At 63.3% G+C, this 15374-nt stretch carries 12 protein-coding genes; 5 read left to right on the top strand and 7 right to left on the bottom strand.

Going from position 1 to position 15374, the window contains the following annotated elements:
* Positions 1-75: 75 nt before the first annotated feature.
* Positions 76-267 (bottom strand): hypothetical protein, encoded by a 192-nt coding sequence (locus ASF04_RS06295; RefSeq protein WP_156368547.1) that lies wholly within the window; start codon positions 265-267, stop codon positions 76-78.
* A 281-nt stretch (positions 268-548) separates the two neighbouring features.
* On the opposite strand from ASF04_RS06295, the gene ASF04_RS06290 reads away from it, so the two are divergent.
* Complete coding sequence (locus tag ASF04_RS06290) at positions 549-1196, top strand: sensor histidine kinase (RefSeq protein ID WP_229204944.1); 648 nt, start codon at positions 549-551, stop codon at positions 1194-1196.
* Positions 1193-1918, top strand: coding sequence for a LytTR family DNA-binding domain-containing protein (locus tag ASF04_RS06285; protein ID WP_229204943.1), 726 nt, complete (start codon positions 1193-1195; stop codon positions 1916-1918). The genes ASF04_RS06290 and ASF04_RS06285 overlap by 4 nt, the downstream gene beginning before the upstream one ends.
* A gap of 6 nt (positions 1919-1924) precedes the next feature.
* Here the strand turns inward: ASF04_RS06285 and ASF04_RS06280 are convergent, their stop codons facing one another.
* The 4 genes from ASF04_RS06280 to clpS form a co-directional block, all read right to left on the bottom strand.
* Positions 1925-4369, bottom strand: a complete 2445-nt coding sequence (locus tag ASF04_RS06280) for an FtsX-like permease family protein (protein WP_056139137.1) — start codon at positions 4367-4369, stop codon at positions 1925-1927.
* A 128-nt stretch (positions 4370-4497) separates the two neighbouring features.
* Entirely contained in the window at positions 4498-7848 is a 3351-nt protein-coding gene (locus ASF04_RS06275; protein WP_056139136.1) for a S41 family peptidase, read from the bottom strand.
* 127 nt (positions 7849-7975) lie between these two features.
* Complete coding sequence (gene clpA / locus ASF04_RS06270; RefSeq protein ID WP_056139133.1) at positions 7976-10282, bottom strand: ATP-dependent Clp protease ATP-binding subunit ClpA; 2307 nt, start codon at positions 10280-10282, stop codon at positions 7976-7978.
* Positions 10279-10581: an ATP-dependent Clp protease adapter ClpS gene (clpS, locus tag ASF04_RS06265; RefSeq protein WP_019921882.1), complete on the bottom strand. Its 303-nt coding sequence runs from the start codon at positions 10579-10581 to the stop codon at positions 10279-10281. The genes clpA and clpS overlap by 4 nt, the downstream gene beginning before the upstream one ends.
* A 323-nt stretch (positions 10582-10904) precedes the next feature.
* On the opposite strand from clpS, the gene ASF04_RS06260 reads away from it, so the two are divergent.
* Positions 10905-11108, top strand: coding sequence for a cold-shock protein (locus ASF04_RS06260; protein WP_019921881.1), 204 nt, complete (start codon positions 10905-10907; stop codon positions 11106-11108).
* Between the two features lie 172 nt (positions 11109-11280).
* Here ASF04_RS06260 and icd read toward each other — a convergent pair whose 3' ends face one another.
* A complete protein-coding gene (gene icd, locus ASF04_RS06255; RefSeq protein ID WP_056139131.1) occupies positions 11281-12537 on the bottom strand; it encodes an NADP-dependent isocitrate dehydrogenase in 1257 nt (418 codons plus the stop codon).
* A 163-nt stretch (positions 12538-12700) separates the two neighbouring features.
* On the opposite strand from icd, the gene ASF04_RS06250 reads away from it, so the two are divergent.
* On the top strand, positions 12701-13261 hold the full coding sequence (locus ASF04_RS06250) for a pseudouridine synthase (protein ID WP_056139129.1): 561 nt from the start codon (positions 12701-12703) through the stop codon (positions 13259-13261).
* 107 nt (positions 13262-13368) lie between these two features.
* Here the strand turns inward: ASF04_RS06250 and rpsT are convergent, their stop codons facing one another.
* Positions 13369-13641: a 30S ribosomal protein S20 gene (gene rpsT / locus ASF04_RS06245; RefSeq protein WP_019921878.1), complete on the bottom strand. Its 273-nt coding sequence runs from the start codon at positions 13639-13641 to the stop codon at positions 13369-13371.
* A 180-nt stretch (positions 13642-13821) separates the two neighbouring features.
* On the opposite strand from rpsT, the gene murJ reads away from it, so the two are divergent.
* Positions 13822-15366 carry a murein biosynthesis integral membrane protein MurJ gene (gene murJ / locus ASF04_RS06240; protein WP_056139127.1) on the top strand — a complete coding sequence of 515 codons (1545 nt, stop codon included), beginning with the start codon at positions 13822-13824 and terminating at the stop codon, positions 15364-15366.
* Positions 15367-15374: the final 8 nt, after the last annotated feature.

Here is a 15374-nt window from a genome sequence, read left to right as displayed (position 1 = left end):
CGTTCATCACCTGCCAGCGACCGCTCATCCACCAGCGCTCGCCGTCCGTGAACCCCACCGCTAACATGGCCACACCTACCCATCACGGAGAAACGCCATGTCCTTCGCCCGCACCGTTGCCGCCATCACCGCCAGCTTGCTGCTCGCCTCAACGGCCATCGCCGCCCCTGCCTTCAAGATCGACGTCACCGGCAACGCCACCGGGGCGCCGATGATACTGATCCCGGGCCTGGCATCGTCGGGAGCGGTATGGGACGGCACCATCAAGCGCTATTGCGGCGCGCGCCGCTGCCACGTGCTGACCCTGGCCGGCTTTGCCGGCGTACCGGCCATCGACGGCCCGCTGCTGGCCACCGCCGAACAGCAGTTGAGCGAGTACATCGCCGCCAACAAACTGGCGCAACCGGTGATCGTCGGCCACAGCCTCGGCGATACAAACGGTCGGCTATTTCGTCATCAAGCCGTTCGGCGAGATACATGGTGCCGGCTGGCTGCCGGGGGCGCTGCTGTTCTGGTGGGGCGTGTACCTGGTCTGGACGATTTTTTACATGCTGGTTGCCTACCTGCGCCGCAATGCCCGGCTCGAAGCGGAAGCGCTGCAACTGCAACTGAGCGCGAAAGAAGCCGAACTGCGCGCCTTGCAGGCGCAGGTCAATCCGCACTTTTTCTTCAACAGCATGAACAGCGTGCGTGCGCTGGTGTACCAGGACCAGGACGCGGCCGCGCAAATGATCGACCAGCTGGCCAGCGTGATGCGCTACGCGCTGCAATCGGGCCACCACGACACCGTGCCGCTGGCGGCAGAAATCGAAGCGGTGCAAGCCTACCTGGCGATCGAGAAAATCCGCTTCGAGGAACGGCTGCGCATCGTCATCGATATCGGTCCGGGCATGGACGCGGTGCGCATTCCGCCCATGACCTTGCAAACGCTGGTGGAAAACGCCGTCAAGTACGGCGTGGAGGCCAGCCCCACCGGCAGCGACATCCGCATCCGTGCGTGGCGCGACACCGACCAGGTGGTGCGCATCGACATCGCCAACCATGGCGCGCTGGCGCCGTTCACCGATTCCACCCGCGTGGGGCTGGCCAACACGCGCCAGCGGCTGGCGTTGATACTGGGCGCCGGCGCCCGGCTCGACCTGACCGAAGACGATGGCTGGGTGCGCGCCACCATGACCGTGCCGGAGCTGCCATGATGCAAACCATGCGGGTACTGCTGATCGATGACGAGCGCCTGGCGCGTGCCGAATTGCGGCGCCTGCTGGCGACGCACCCGTACGTGGACATCGTCGGCGAAGCAGCCAACGCCGCCGACGGCATGCAGCAGATCGCCTCGTTAAAACCCGACCTGGTGTTCCTCGACGTGCAAATGCCGGGCGGTAGCGGTTTCGACATGCTGGCCGCCCTCGACGCCGCGCCGCAGGTGATTTTTACAACCGCCTTCGACCGCTACGCCTTGCAGGCGTTCGAAGTCAACGCGTTCGACTACCTGCAAAAGCCGATCCAGCCCGCGCGCATGGCGGCGGCGCTGCAGCGCTGCGCGGCGCAACGCTTTACCGATGTGCTGCCGGCAGCCACACCCGCCGCCATGCCCCAAAAACTGTTCATCAAGGACGGCGAGCGTTGCTGGTTCGTCGCCCTCGACGACATCCGCATGTTCGAGTCCGAGGGCAATTACACGCGCGCCTATTTCGACATGCACCAGCCGCTCATGCTGCGCTCCCTGAGCCAGCTCGAAGAACGGCTCGATCCGCAAAGGTTTTTCCGCGCCAGCCGCCGCCACATCGTCAATCTCGGCTTCGTCGAGCGGGTGGTGTCCAATGATGCAGGCGGGCTGGATCTGACGCTGCGCGATGGCGCGGAGATCGAAGTGTCGCGCCGCCGCGCCGCCCAGTTCCGTAGCCTCACCAATTTCTGATGGCGCTCAGGCGCGCAGCGCATCCGCCGGCGCCATGCGCATGGCCACGCGCGCCTGCCGCGCTATTGCCAGCAGCGCCACCATGACAGTCATTGCCAGCGACAGCAGCAAGGTCCAGTAGCCGCCCGGTGCATGCGCCACGTAGCCGGCCAGGTAGCGCTGGATGGCCAGTGCCGCCAGCGGCAAGCCGACGATGGCGGCGACCAGCACCAGCACACCCGTGTCGCGCACTACCAGCAGAGCGATATCGCCGCTACGCGCGCCGTGCAGCTTGCGCAGCACGATCTCCCTGGCGCGGCGCTGCACGGTGGTAGCCGACAACACGTAGGTGCCGAAGGCGGCAATCGCCAGCGCGATGGCGGTGGCAATGACCAGCAGCGTGGACAAGCGCGATTCGTCGGCGTAGTTCGCCGCCAGGATAGCGCCGGCGCGCTCGGTATGCATGATCGCATCGGGGAAGTAGCGCGGCCACAGGTCGCGCACCAGCGCTTCCACCTGCGCGGCCGGTGCCGATGCGCGCACGCTCAGCGCCACGCCCGCCGTCCATAACTCGTAGGCGGTGGCGCGCGGCGCCTCGCGCAGCGTATGGAAATGCAGGTCGGGCGCGATGCCCACCACGCGCTTGCGCACGACCTTGCCGTCGAAGCCGGTAAACAGCACCACCTGCCCAACCGCCGCCTGCGGCGAGGCAAAGCCAAGGTCGCGGGTGGCAATCGCGTTGAGCACGACCGGTACCGGATCGTCTTCCTTGTCCAGCGCCGTCTGGAACAGCCGTCCGGCTTCGGGCGCGATGCGATACAGCTCGAAGAAATTGGCGCTCACGCCTTTCATTTCCATGCCCGCACCAGGGCCGCCCTCACGCCGCAGTTCGCGCGTCCACGCCTGGTCGAGCCGTCCCACCGGGTCTTCCGAAATGACGATGCCCTGCACGCCCGGCTGCGCGGCCAGCGCGGTCATGAACGCGCGCGCGGGCGCGCTGTCACGCACCGGCGCCGGCAGATCGACAATGACGAACGGTGCCGGATCGAAGCCCGGCGAGGCGCGCAGCGCGAACGCGGTCTGCCAGGCCACGGCGGCGGTCACGCTCACAAAGCCCATGGCGATTGCCACCTGCCCGATAGTCAGCGCACGGCGCCAGCGCATGCCGGCCATCGATTCGCTGTCCCCACGTTCCGCCAGCACCTGCGTGGGCAGCACGCGCAACGCGATCCACGCCGGGTACAGCGCCGTCGCCACGCCCAGCAAGGCGCCCAGCGCCAGCGCGGCGGCGATGTGCGGCAGCGACAGCAGGCCATCGAGATCGCGGTTCATCAGCAGCGAGAACTGCGGCAGCGCCAGCCACGCCAGCACCAGTCCCAGCACAGTGGCCATCACGGACACCGCCACCGATTCCACCACGAAGTGCAGCACCAGGCGGCGCGCACTGGCACCGAGTACCTTGCGCACCGCCACCTCGCGCTGGCGGCGCAGCACGCGAATGGTAGCCAGGTTGACGTAATTGATGGCTGCCAGCGCCAGCACCAGCAACGCGATGGCGGCCAGCGCGGCAACCACCGCCGGGTTGGCGCGGCTGCCGGGCTTGAACACGCGGTTGCCTTGCACCTGGTGGTCGAAGTAGGCGTGGCGCAGCGGCGTGACGCCGATGTCCATGATCTTGCGCGTTCCCAGCCGCGCCAGCGTTTCGGGCGGCACATTGCGCAGGCTGGGTGCGCGATCGACCGCCTGCTGCAACGCCGCGACGATGGCCGGCAGCGCAGCCTCGGACGTCACCCGCAGCAGCACCTTGCCCATCCAGCCCTGCTGGCCGGTCAGCAGTTCGTCGCGCACCATCGGGTCGGTGAGCGTGGAATTCGCGCCCAGCAGCGAGTCGAACGGGATCGTGGTGGTCGGTGGCGGCGTGCGCACGACCGCGCCCACGCGCACCGTCTTGCCTTCGGCCTGCATGGTGCGGCCCACGGCGTCGGTGGTGCCGAACAGCCGCTGCGCGGTGGCCTGGGTGAGCACCACCGCATCCGGTTGCGCGAGCGCCTGGTGCAGGTCGCCCTGCACCGCCTGCAATCCCAGCATGTCGGCAAACCCGGGCAGCACCAGCAGTCCCTGCAAGTGGTGGCGATGCTCGCCGATGCGCACCACCAGCGGCGTGGTCTCGGGGCGCGACGGGAAGAACACGGTGGCGTCCACCACCCCGGGCGTTGCCAGGGCGGTCTGGCGCAGGAAGGCCGGCGCCACATCGTGCAGCGGCGACTGCGGATCGACGTTGTAGCGCTGCGTAACCACGACCATCTGGTCGGCGTTCGGCACGTGCGCATCGTATTGCAGCGAATAGCGGACATACCCGAGCAGCAGGATGCAGGTGCACAAGCCGACGGCCAAGCCGAGGATCACGACCAGCGAGTAGCCGGGTTCGTGCAGCAAGGTGCGCCAGCCGATGCGGAAGTCCTGGAGTTTCATTGAATATCCTGAAGTGGTGATGCCGTGACATTGCAACTAGCGTGCCACGGCACTTTCCGCGCCGGGAATCGCGCATTCAGCAGCGGCTGTTCATAGTCGAACACCGGCGCTGTCCGCTTTCGCACACCTTACTTCAATGCGGGGATCTTCTGCGGCGTATAGGGCTGCACCGGCTGCGCCTTGAGCTTTTGCGCCAGCAGGTCCAGCGCCACTTCCAGCTGACGATCCTGGCCGGTGAAGGTGGCATGCGGCAGGTTGTCCACTTCCACGTCCGGCGTCACACCCACGCCTTCGATCAGCCAGTGGCCGTCGGCCGTATTGAACTGGCCGTTCTGCGCCACCCGCGCCATGCCGTCGTCGCTCAGGCGATTGTTATCGCTGAGCCATACGCCGGCGCCGGCAGTGCGCATGCCCACCAGCGGCGCCAGGCCCAGCGCCTTGACGCCGGCGGCAAAGGTCTCGCCGTCGGAATACGTCAGCTGGTCGATCAGCACCACCAGGTGGCCGCGGAACGTGGTCTGCATGTTCGGAGCGGGCTGGCTGCCCGGCGACGACCAGAAGGCCCACGCCTTGCGCAGCAGTTTTTCGATGATCCAGCTGTCGATATTGCCGCCGTTATTGCGGCGCACGTCGATGATCAGGCCCTCGCGGTTGACGTTGGCGTAGAAGTCGCGTGCGAACGAGGCGATGTCGCGCGCGCCCATGGCGCGCAGGTGCAGGTAGCCGATACGTCCGCCGGACGCCGCCTCCACCTGGCGTGCGCGGCTCTGTTCCCAGTCGCTGTAGCGCAGCGCCGCCTGTTTGGTCATATCCACCGGCAGTACGATCACCGGCCGGCTGCGGTTGTTCTTGTCCTTGACCTGCAAGAGCACCTGCTTGCCGGCCTGGTTGAGCAGCAGGTCGGCGATGTCGCGCGCTTCGCTGGCCGGCTTGCCGTTGACGGCGGTAATGATCTCGCCCTCCTTGATGTCCACGCCGGCCTGCGCCAAAGGTCCGCGCTCGGACGGCAGTTCCGGTTCGCTGCGGTAGATGTGATCGACCTGGTAGCCATCGGCGGTGCGCGTGAGCAGCGCGCCCAGGCCGGCCGGCGTGCCTTCCGGCGCCGAGCGGCGCAAGTCGCCGGGACGGATCTGCGAGTGCAGCGCGCCCACTTCGCTCACCATCATGCCCAGAATATCGTTGAGTTCCGCGCGGTCGGTCACGCGCTCGACCAGCGGCGCATACTTCTGGCGCACGCCAGCCCAGTCCACGCCGCGCATATTGGCGTCGTAGAGGAAATCGCGGTGCATGCGCCAGGCGTCGTTGAACATCTGCTTCCACTCCAGGCGCGGGTTGGACGTAAAACTCCAGTCGTCCACCTTGACCCTGGCCTTGGAGATATCGGCTGGCGCCTTGGCGCCCGCATCGACGATGATCATCTCGCCCGGCCCGGCGGCAAAGGTGCGATAGTAAACGTGCTTTTTGTCCTGCGCCAGGTCGAACTCGCGCACGCCGCTGGCAAAGGTTTCCGGCTGCGGGCCGTTGGCGGCAATCGCCAGCGTTTTCAGGTTGGCCTTGCCGCCAGGCGCTTCGCTCTCGAGGTAGTACAGGCGCTTGTCGTCCATCGCCAGCGCGCGATAGTTCCCCGGCGCCAGCGGCACTTCGTACAGGCGGTCCTGCAAGCCGGCAAACACGATGGCTGGCAGTGTCTTGCCGGCGTTGGCCTTCGGCTTGGCGTCGGTGGTCTTGGCGACTTTTTCCACGGCTTTTTCTGCCGCTTTTTCAGCCGCCTGTTCAACCGCCTTGTCCTCGGTGCCGACCGCGCTCTTTTCGCCCGGCAGGCTCAGTTCATCGTCCGGCTTGAACGGGAAGCGGTTACCCGGCTGCAGCGCCAGCGCATACACGCCGGTGCGCTTGTCGAACACGGGGCCCATATTGCGATCGCCCCACGGCGAACCGTTGGCCAGCGTGAAGTTGCGGGCCGAAAGGAAGTACAACCACTTGCCGTCCGACGAAAACACCGGCGAACCGGACGTGAACCGGTCGCTGGTGACGAACGCCAGCTGTTTTGAAGCCAGGTTGTACAGGCCGATCTGCTCGCGCTGCTCGGTGCTGGCGGCGCGCACGATGGCCAGGTTTTTACTATCCGCCGACCAGACGATTTCGTCGTGCTTGTCCACGCCCGCCTTGCCGGCGTCGTCGATCACGACATTGGCTTTGGTGGTCAGGTCCAGCAGCCAGAAACGGCCCTTCTTGTCGGTGTGGCCCAGCCAGCGGCCGTCCGGCGACGGGTACAACTGCCAGCGGTGACTGATGCCGTCTTTTGTGAGGCGTTCGCCCGGTCCCGAGCCATTGGCCGGGTACTTCCAGATTTCGTTTTCGCCGGTGGTATCGACGATGGCATACACCCAGCGCTCGTCGTGGCTGAATACCGCCTCGCGCGCCCGCGCACCTTCGGGTATCGCGATTTCGACGCGGCGCTGGGCGCCGGTGCCGGCCAGGCTCACGCGCCCGCGCGCAGTGAGCACCAGCCGCTCGCGCGTACCCGCCAGCTGGACGTTGGTCAGCTGCTCCAGCGGCGAGCGGATCTGGCGTGCGCGCTGCTGGTCGAAGTCGGACACCAGGTCGATTGCCAGCGGGCGGTCGCTGGCCGACGCCAGGTCCAGCACATGCACGTCGGCGCCCAGCTGGTAGGCGATGCGGCCGTCGCCCAGCGCGGCGTTGCGCACGTCCCAGTCCTTGTGGCGCGTGTGCTGGCGCAGGTCGGCGCCAACGGCCGTCATCGACCAGATGTTATCGGCGCCATCGCGGTCGCTGATGAAGTAGAGGCGGCCTTGCCACCACATCGGCCTTTTGCTATTGCCGGCATCGGACGCCAGCAGTTGCACCGCCTCGGCCTTGCCATCGACATCGTAGCGCCACAGCTGCGCGTGGGCGCCGCCCCGGTAGTTCTTGACGTTGTCATTGGTCAGCGCCAGGCCGTAGCGGGTGAAGTACAGGGTCTTGCCGGCGTCGTCGAGCACGGCGTCGTTGGCGTCGGCCACGGCAAACACGCGGCGCGCCAGCGTAGTGGGGATGACAGCCGCGACGATGCGGTGCGCCGACGGTCCCTTGCTGTCCTGGGTGCTGACCAGCACCTCGCCCTGCGCGGTCCAGCCCAGCACCGTCACCGCGCCATTTTCAAACGTGATGCGCCGGGGCAGGCCGCCAGCGAGCGGCATCACGTACGCTTCCTGTGCGCCCTCGTAGGCGCCGGTGAACGCCACCCAGCGGCCGTCGTGCGAGATGGCGGCATTGGTTTCGGCAGCAGCGTGCGTGGTCAGGCGCTGGGCCGCGCCGCCCTGGGCGCCGGTCTTCCACAAGTCGCCTTCGGCGGTGAACACGACGGCGTCGCCACGGATGGCAGGGAATCGGTAGTAGGCGTCGGCGGCGTGGGCGCCGATCTGAGTGGCCAGCAGGCCGGTGGACAGCAGCAGTTGCGACAGGCGGGACAGTTTCATGGAGACCAGGTTAAGTTGTCGGATTGAACGACAATTCTGGCACAGCTCGGGGTGCCGCAGGCAAAAATCAGGACGTAAAAAAACCCGCGCCACTTGCGTGGGCGGGTTTTTCTGCCAGCGTTGACGCTTATTCGACTTCCACCGTTTCCGGCGGCAGGGTGGGCGCGGCGTCCGGCGGTTCGGGGAACTCCAGCTTGACCACGTCCTTCTCGTCCAGGTCCACGGTGACCTTGCCGCCGGTGACCAGGCGGCCAAACAGCAGTTCGTCGGCCAGCGCCTTGCGGATCATGTCCTGGATCAGGCGCGCCATCGGGCGTGCGCCCATCAGCGGATCGAAGCCTTTCTTGCCCAGGAACTTGCGCAAGTTCTCGGTAAAGATCGCCTCGACCTTTTTCTCGTGCAGCTGCTCTTCCAGCTGCATCAGGAATTTGTCCACCACGCGCAGGATGATTTCCTCGTCTAGCGCACGGAAGCTGATGATCGCGTCGATACGGTTGCGGAACTCAGGCGTGAACATGCGCTTGATGTCGCCCATCTCGTCGCCGGCCTGCTTGGAGTTGGTGAAGCCGATGGTGGCCTTCTGCAAACTCTCGGCGCCCGCGTTGGTGGTCATGATGATGATCACGTTGCGGAAGTCCGCCTTGCGGCCGTTGTTGTCGGTGAGCGTGCCGTGGTCCATCACCTGCAGCAGGATGTTGAAAATGTCCGGGTGGGCTTTTTCAATTTCGTCCAGCAGCAGCACCGCGTGCGGTTTCTTGGTGATGGCTTCGGTCAGCAGGCCGCCCTGGTCGAAACCGACGTAACCCGGCGGCGCGCCGATCATGCGCGACACCGCGTGACGCTCCATGTACTCGGACATGTCGAAGCGGATCAGATCGATGCCGAGGATGAACGCCAACTGCTTGGCAACCTCGGTCTTGCCCACGCCGGTCGGACCGGAGAACAGGAACGAACCGATCGGCTTGTCGGACTTGCCGAGGCCGGCGCGCGCCATCTTGATGGCCGACGCCAGCGCTTCGATCGCAGGATCCTGGCCGAACACCACGTTGCGCAGGTCGCGGTCGATGGTTTGCAGCTTGCTGCGGTCGTCCTGGTTGACCGTTTGCGGCGGAATGCGCGCGATCTTGGCAATGATGTCCTCGATCTCGGTCTTGCCGATGGTTTTCTTCTGCTTCGATTTCGGCAGGATGCGTTGCGCCGCACCGGCCTCGTCGATCACGTCGATGGCCTTGTCGGGCAGGTGACGGTCGTTGATGAAGCGCGCCGCCAGTTCGGCCGCCGTGGACAGCGCCGACGACGTGTATTTCACGCCATGGTGCTCTTCGAAGCGCGATTTCAGGCCACGCAGAATTTGCACGGTCTGCTCGACGGTCGGCTCGTTGACGTCCACTTTCTGGAAGCGGCGCGACAGCGCGTGGTCTTTTTCAAACACGCCGCGGAACTCGGTGTAGGTGGTCGCACCGATGCACTTGAGCTGACCATTGGCCAACGCCGGCTTGAGCAGGTTCGATGCATCGAGCGTACCGCCCGACGCCGAACCGGCGCCGATGATGGTGTGGATCTCGTCGATGAACAGGATGCCGGCCGGGTTATCCTTGAGCTGCTTGAGGACGGCCTTGAGACGCTGTTCGAAGTCGCCTCGGTACTTGGTGCCGGCCAGCAGCGCGCCCATGTCCAGCGAGTACACCACGGCGCTTTGCAGGATTTCAGGCACGTCGCCCTGGGTGATGCGGTAGGCCAGGCCTTCGGCAATCGCGGTTTTACCCACGCCGGCTTCGCCGACCAGCAACGGATTGTTCTTGCGGCGACGGCACAGGATCTGGATCACGCGATCGACTTCCTCGTCGCGGCCGATCAGCGGATCGATCTTGCCTTCGGCAGCGAATTTGTTGAGGTTTTGCGTGAACTGGTCGAGCGGGCTTTCTTTCGGTTGGCCCTCGGCGCCCGGGGCGCCCTCTTCCCCCCCCTCGGACGCCTTGGCGGCTTCCGATTGCTGGTCCTTGCGTACACCGTGCGAAATGAAATTGACCACGTCGAGACGGGTCACGCCCTGCTGGTGCAGGTAGTAGACGGCGTGCGAGTCCTTCTCGCCGAAGATGGCGACGAGCACGTTGGCGCCGGTCACTTCCTTCTTGCCGTTCGAAGCGGACTGCACGTGCATGATGGCACGCTGGATGACACGCTGGAAACCGAGCGTGGGCTGGGTATCGACCTCGCCGGTGCCAGGCACCGTCGGCGTATTATCGCCGATGAAGTTGGTCAAGGTCTTGCGCAGATCCTCGATGTTGACGGCACATGCGCGCAACACTTCGGCAGCCGATGGGTTGTCCAGCAGAGCGAGCAGCAAGTGCTCCACCGTGATGAATTCGTGCCGTGCCTGTCGTGCTTCGACAAACGCCATGTGCAAACTTACTTCCAATTCCTGCGCAATCATACTTCCTCCATCACGCATTGCAGGGGATGCCCCGCCTTGCGTGCGTGCGTTAAAACGAACTCCACTTTGGTACTGGCTATATCTTTTGAGAACACGCCGCACACTCCTTTGCCGTAGCGATGAACACTGAGCATTATTTGCGTGGCTGTTTCACGGTCTTTGTTGAAATACTCCTGGATGATGGCAACGACGAACTCCATGGGCGTGTAGTCGTCATTGAGCAGCGCCACCTGGAACAACGGTGGGGGTTTCAGCGCTTGCCGCTCCAGTAGGGTTTCGGTGTCATGCTTGGTTGCCATACGCTTATATTCTAATGCTTTCGGGGTTGATGCAATGTGCATTTCACCATGCACAACTAATTGTTTTCCATCTTACGCGTTTTCCTGACTTGCCGCAGATGGCGTCCGGTTTGTCAATTACAAGAGTTGCTTTTCAACCAATTCGATTAAAAGTAACAAAATGCCCATAAATCTTCTTGACTTTCAAATTTGGTCCGCTAACAATGCGTTATCGGCTCCGTGCAGAAATGTACATGTTGATAAGAAGTGAGGCGTGAGGAGGAGCAAGAAGCATCTTGCTTTTATGGCTCGTGTGATCAGTTTTAATTTTGAAAGTTCTTTTTATGGCAACAGGTACTGTTAAGTGGTTCAATGATTCCAAAGGTTTTGGCTTCATCACTCCAGATGACGGCGGCGAAGATTTGTTCGCGCACTTCTCCGCAATCAACATGAACGGTTTTAAGACCCTCAAAGAAGGTCAAAAAGTTCAATTCGAAGTCACGCAAGGCCCTAAAGGCAAGCAAGCTTCCAACATCCAGTCCACGTAATCTGGTGGCATCGATGTACAAAAACCCCGTCTGCGGGGTTTTTTTTCGCCTATACGGCTGGGTTCGACCGATGCGAAGTGTTGTACCGATCCTACGCGGCGCAATTGCCCCCCGAATGAAAAAAGCTCCGCCCTGCACAGGAACGGAGCTTTGACAGTGGATGCTCCCCTGCTTATTCCATGTTCTCGACCATCACCTCGCCAAAGCCCGAGCACGAGACCTGGGTGGCGCCGTCCATCAGGCGCGCGAAATCGTAGGTGACTTTTTTCGAGATGATCGAACGCTCCATGGCCTTGATGACCAGGTTGGCCGCCTCGGTCCAGCCCATGTGGCGCAACATCATTTCAGCCGACAGGATCAGCGAACCGGGGTTGACGTAATCCTTGCCGGCGTACTTGGGCGCGGTGCCGTGGGTGGCTTCGAACATGGCCACGGAGTCGGACATATTGGCGCCCGGGGCGATGCCGATGCCGCCCACCTGGGCCGCCAGCGCGTCGGAGATGTAGTCGCCGTTCAGGTTCAGGGTGGCAATCACGCTGTACTCGGCCGGACGCAGCAGAATTTGTTGCAAGAATGCATCAGCGATCGAATCCTTGATCACGATGTCGCGGCCGGTTTTCGGGTTCTTGAATTTGCACCATGGGCCGCCATCGATCAGCTCGGCGCCGAATTCCTCGACCGCCACCTGGTAGGCCCAGTCACGGAAGCCACCCTCGGTGTACTTCATGATGTTGCCCTTGTGGACGATGGTCACCGAAGGCTTGTCGTTGTCGATGGCGTACTGCAGCGCCTTGCGCACCAGGCGCTGCGTGCCTTCGATCGAGACCGGCTTGACGCCGATGCCCGAGGTTTCCGGGAAGCGGATCTTCTTGACACCCATTTCCTTGACCAGGAAGTCGATCAGTTTTTTCGCGCCTTCGGAACCCTGCTCGTATTCGATGCCGGCGTAGATGTCTTCGGAGTTTTCGCGGAAGATCACCATCTGGGTTTTTTCCGGTTCCTTGACCGGCGACGGCACGCCGGGGAAGTAGCGCACCGGGCGCAGGCACACGTACAGGTCCAGTTGCTGGCGCAGCGCCACGTTGAGCGAGCGGATGCCACCGCCTACCGGCGTGGTCAGTGGCCCCTTGATCGACACCACGTAGTCTTTGAGCACGGCCAGGGTTTCTTCAGGCAGCCAGACGTCGGGACCATACACGCGCGTCGATTTTTCGCCCGAGTAGATTTCCATCCAGCGGATCTTGCGGGAGCCGCCGTACGCCCTGGCGACAGCGGCATCGACCACCTTGATCATCACCGGCGTGACGTCGATGCCGGTACCATCGCCCTCGATGAAGGGGATGATCGGGTTATCTGGTACATTCAGGGAAAAATCGGCGTTGACGGTGATTTTCTGGCCGTCGGCAGGGACATTGATATGTTGGTACATCGCGTACTCCTAAATGGGCACCAGGGGACACCAGGCAAACAGCTACAATGCTGCTCCAGGATCAAGAAGCGCACTACTCTTCTATAAGACATAAGACACTGTTTCGCATTATGCACGACTATCATGCGAGGCGCTAGCCTACACCAATCCCACCCTCTACAGCATGGCACTCATACTTTTTAACAAACCGTTCCAGGTCCTGTGCCAGTTCTCGCCGCAGGACGGCAAGGCCACCCTGGCCGACCATCTGACCATTCCCAACATCTACCCCGCCGGACGACTCGACTACGACAGCGAAGGCCTGATGCTGCTCACCGACGACGGCAAGCTGCAGCACGCCATCGCCCACCCCGACCACAAGGAAGCCAAGGTGTACCTGGTGCAGGTGGACGGCGTGCCCGACGCGGCCAGCCTGGCGAAATTGCAGGCGCCGATCGACCTCGGCGACTTCACCACCCTGCCCTGCCAGGCCGTGCGCATCGCCGAACCCGAATGGCTGTGGCCGCGCAATCCGCCGATCCGCCAGCGCGCCGAGCAGCCCACCAGCTGGCTGGCGATCACGTTACAGGAAGGGAAGAACCGCCAGGTGCGGCGCATGACGGCAGCGGTGGGCTTGCCCACCTTGCGGCTGCTGCGCACGGCCATTGGCGGCATCTCGCTGGCCACGCATCCGCTGCTGCCGGGCGAGTGGATGGAAGTGTCGGCCAAGGATCTCAAGCCATAAAAATCAAGCTTCGGCCGCTGCCGGAGCTTGAAACCGCCGCCCCATGCGAAAAAACCCGCGCTGGCCGAAGCCAGGCGGGTTTTTGCTGCCATTCCCGAAGGGGGGAATTAAGCGGCGGTTGCCAGTGCTTTGACAGCAGCGGCCAGGCGGCTCTTGTGGCGAGCGGCCTTGTTTTTGTGGATGATCTTCTTGTCAGCGATGCTGTCGATGGTCGACACCGACTTCTGGAAGATTTCAGCAGCAGCGGCTTTGTCGCCAGCCTGGATTGCTTTACGAACTGCTTTGATTGCAGTGCGCAGGGTCGAACGCTGCGACGAGTTGTGCGCGTTTTGTTTAACTGCTTGACGAGCACGTTTGCGCGCTTGTGCGGTATTTGCCATGGAATTTCCTAAAATAAAGGTAGTTTGCAAACATTATCGTTTGCCAAACAGGTCGTTCGTGTGCCGAACCAAGTGAGTCAAACTGCTGCCTGCCAAACAATTATTGTCTGCATAACAGAATTCTGTACAGCCAGCGATTATAGCGATCTTTTCCGCCCGGAGCAACTATAATCATGCCCCATGAACTTGCTCAGAACCCTAGCCGCCATCTCCAGCATGACCATGCTGTCCCGTATCACCGGGCTATTGCGTGACATTTTAATTGCCCGCGCCTTTGGCGCCGGCGGCATGACGGATGCCTACAACATCGCGTTCCGCCTACCCAACCTGCTGCGCCGGCTGTTTGCCGAGGGCGCGTTCTCGCAGGCGTTCGTGCCCATTTTATCCGAATACAAGAACAAGAAAACGTTGGAAGAAACCCGTTCGCTGGCCGACCACGTGGGCACCACGCTGGTATGGGCCACGCTGGTGGTCACAATCATCGGCATCATCGCCGCGCCCGCGCTGCTGCTCGCTGTCGGCGGCGGCCTCGCGCCCGAGTCGTTCGACGCCAGCGTGTGGATGACGCGCCTGATGTTCCCCTACATCTCGTTCATGGCCTTCGTGGCGCTCGCTGGCGGCATCCTCAATACCTGGAGCGAGTTCAAGATTCCGGCTTTTACCCCGGTACTGCTGAATATCTCGTCGATCCTGGCGTCGCTGTTTTTGCAACAACACCTGGAACAACCGATCTACGCGATGGCGATCGCCGTGTTCGTGGGCGGCGTGCTGCAGGTGGCGATCCAGATTCCGGCCCTGATCAAGATCGGCATGTTGCCACGGCTGTCGTGGAATCCGGCGATCGGCCTGCGCGACGCCGGCGTGCGCCGCGTATTGAAAAAAATGGGACCGGCCGTGTTTGCCGTCTCCGCCGCCCAGATCAGCCTGTTGATCAACACCGGCATCGCCTCGCGCCTGGCCGAGGGCAGCATCTCGTTCCTGACCTATGCCGACCGCCTGATGGAATTCCCCACCGCCCTGCTGGGCGTGGCGCTGGGCACCATCCTGCTGCCGAGTCTTTCTAAAGCCAATAATAGCGGCGACCGCGAAGAATACTCGTCGCTGCTCGATTGGGGCCTGCGCCTGACCTTTTTGCTGGCCATGCCGGCCGCCGTCGGCCTGGCCACGCTGGCCGAACCGCTGATCGCCACCCTGTTCCAGAACGGCGCATTTACCGCTGCCGCCACGCAGGCCTCGTCCGAGCCGCTGATCGCCTACAGCGTTGGCCTGCTCGGCATCATCCTGGTCAAGACCCTCGCCCCGGCCTTTTATGCGCAGCAGGACATCCGCACGCCGGTGCGCATCGCCATCGGCGTACTGATCGCCACCCAGTTGATGAACATGATCTTCGTGCCGCACCTGGCGGTGGCCGGCCTGGCGCTGTCGATCAGCCTGGGCGCCTGCGTAAACGCCAGCTTCCTGTACGCTGGCCTGCGCAAGCGCGACATCTACCGCCCCAAGCCGGGCTGGCCGCTGTTTTTTGCCAAGCTGGTAGTCGCCTGTGCGCTGATGGGCGCCACGGCCTGGTACAGCGCCAGCCACGTCAACTGGCTGGCCATGCAGCACCAGCCCCTGCTGCGCGTGGGGGCGCTGTTCCTGGTGATCGGCGTGTGCTGCGTGGTGTACTTCGGCGCACTGCTGGTACTGGGATTCCGGCCGCGCGACTTCAAGCGCATGGCGCGCTGAGTCAGGTC

The sequence above is a fragment of the Duganella sp. Leaf61 genome, assembly GCF_001421905.1.
Lineage (GTDB): Bacteria > Pseudomonadota > Gammaproteobacteria > Burkholderiales > Burkholderiaceae_D > Rugamonas > Rugamonas zoogloeoides.
This window is presented reverse-complemented; position numbering and strand designations above follow the sequence as displayed.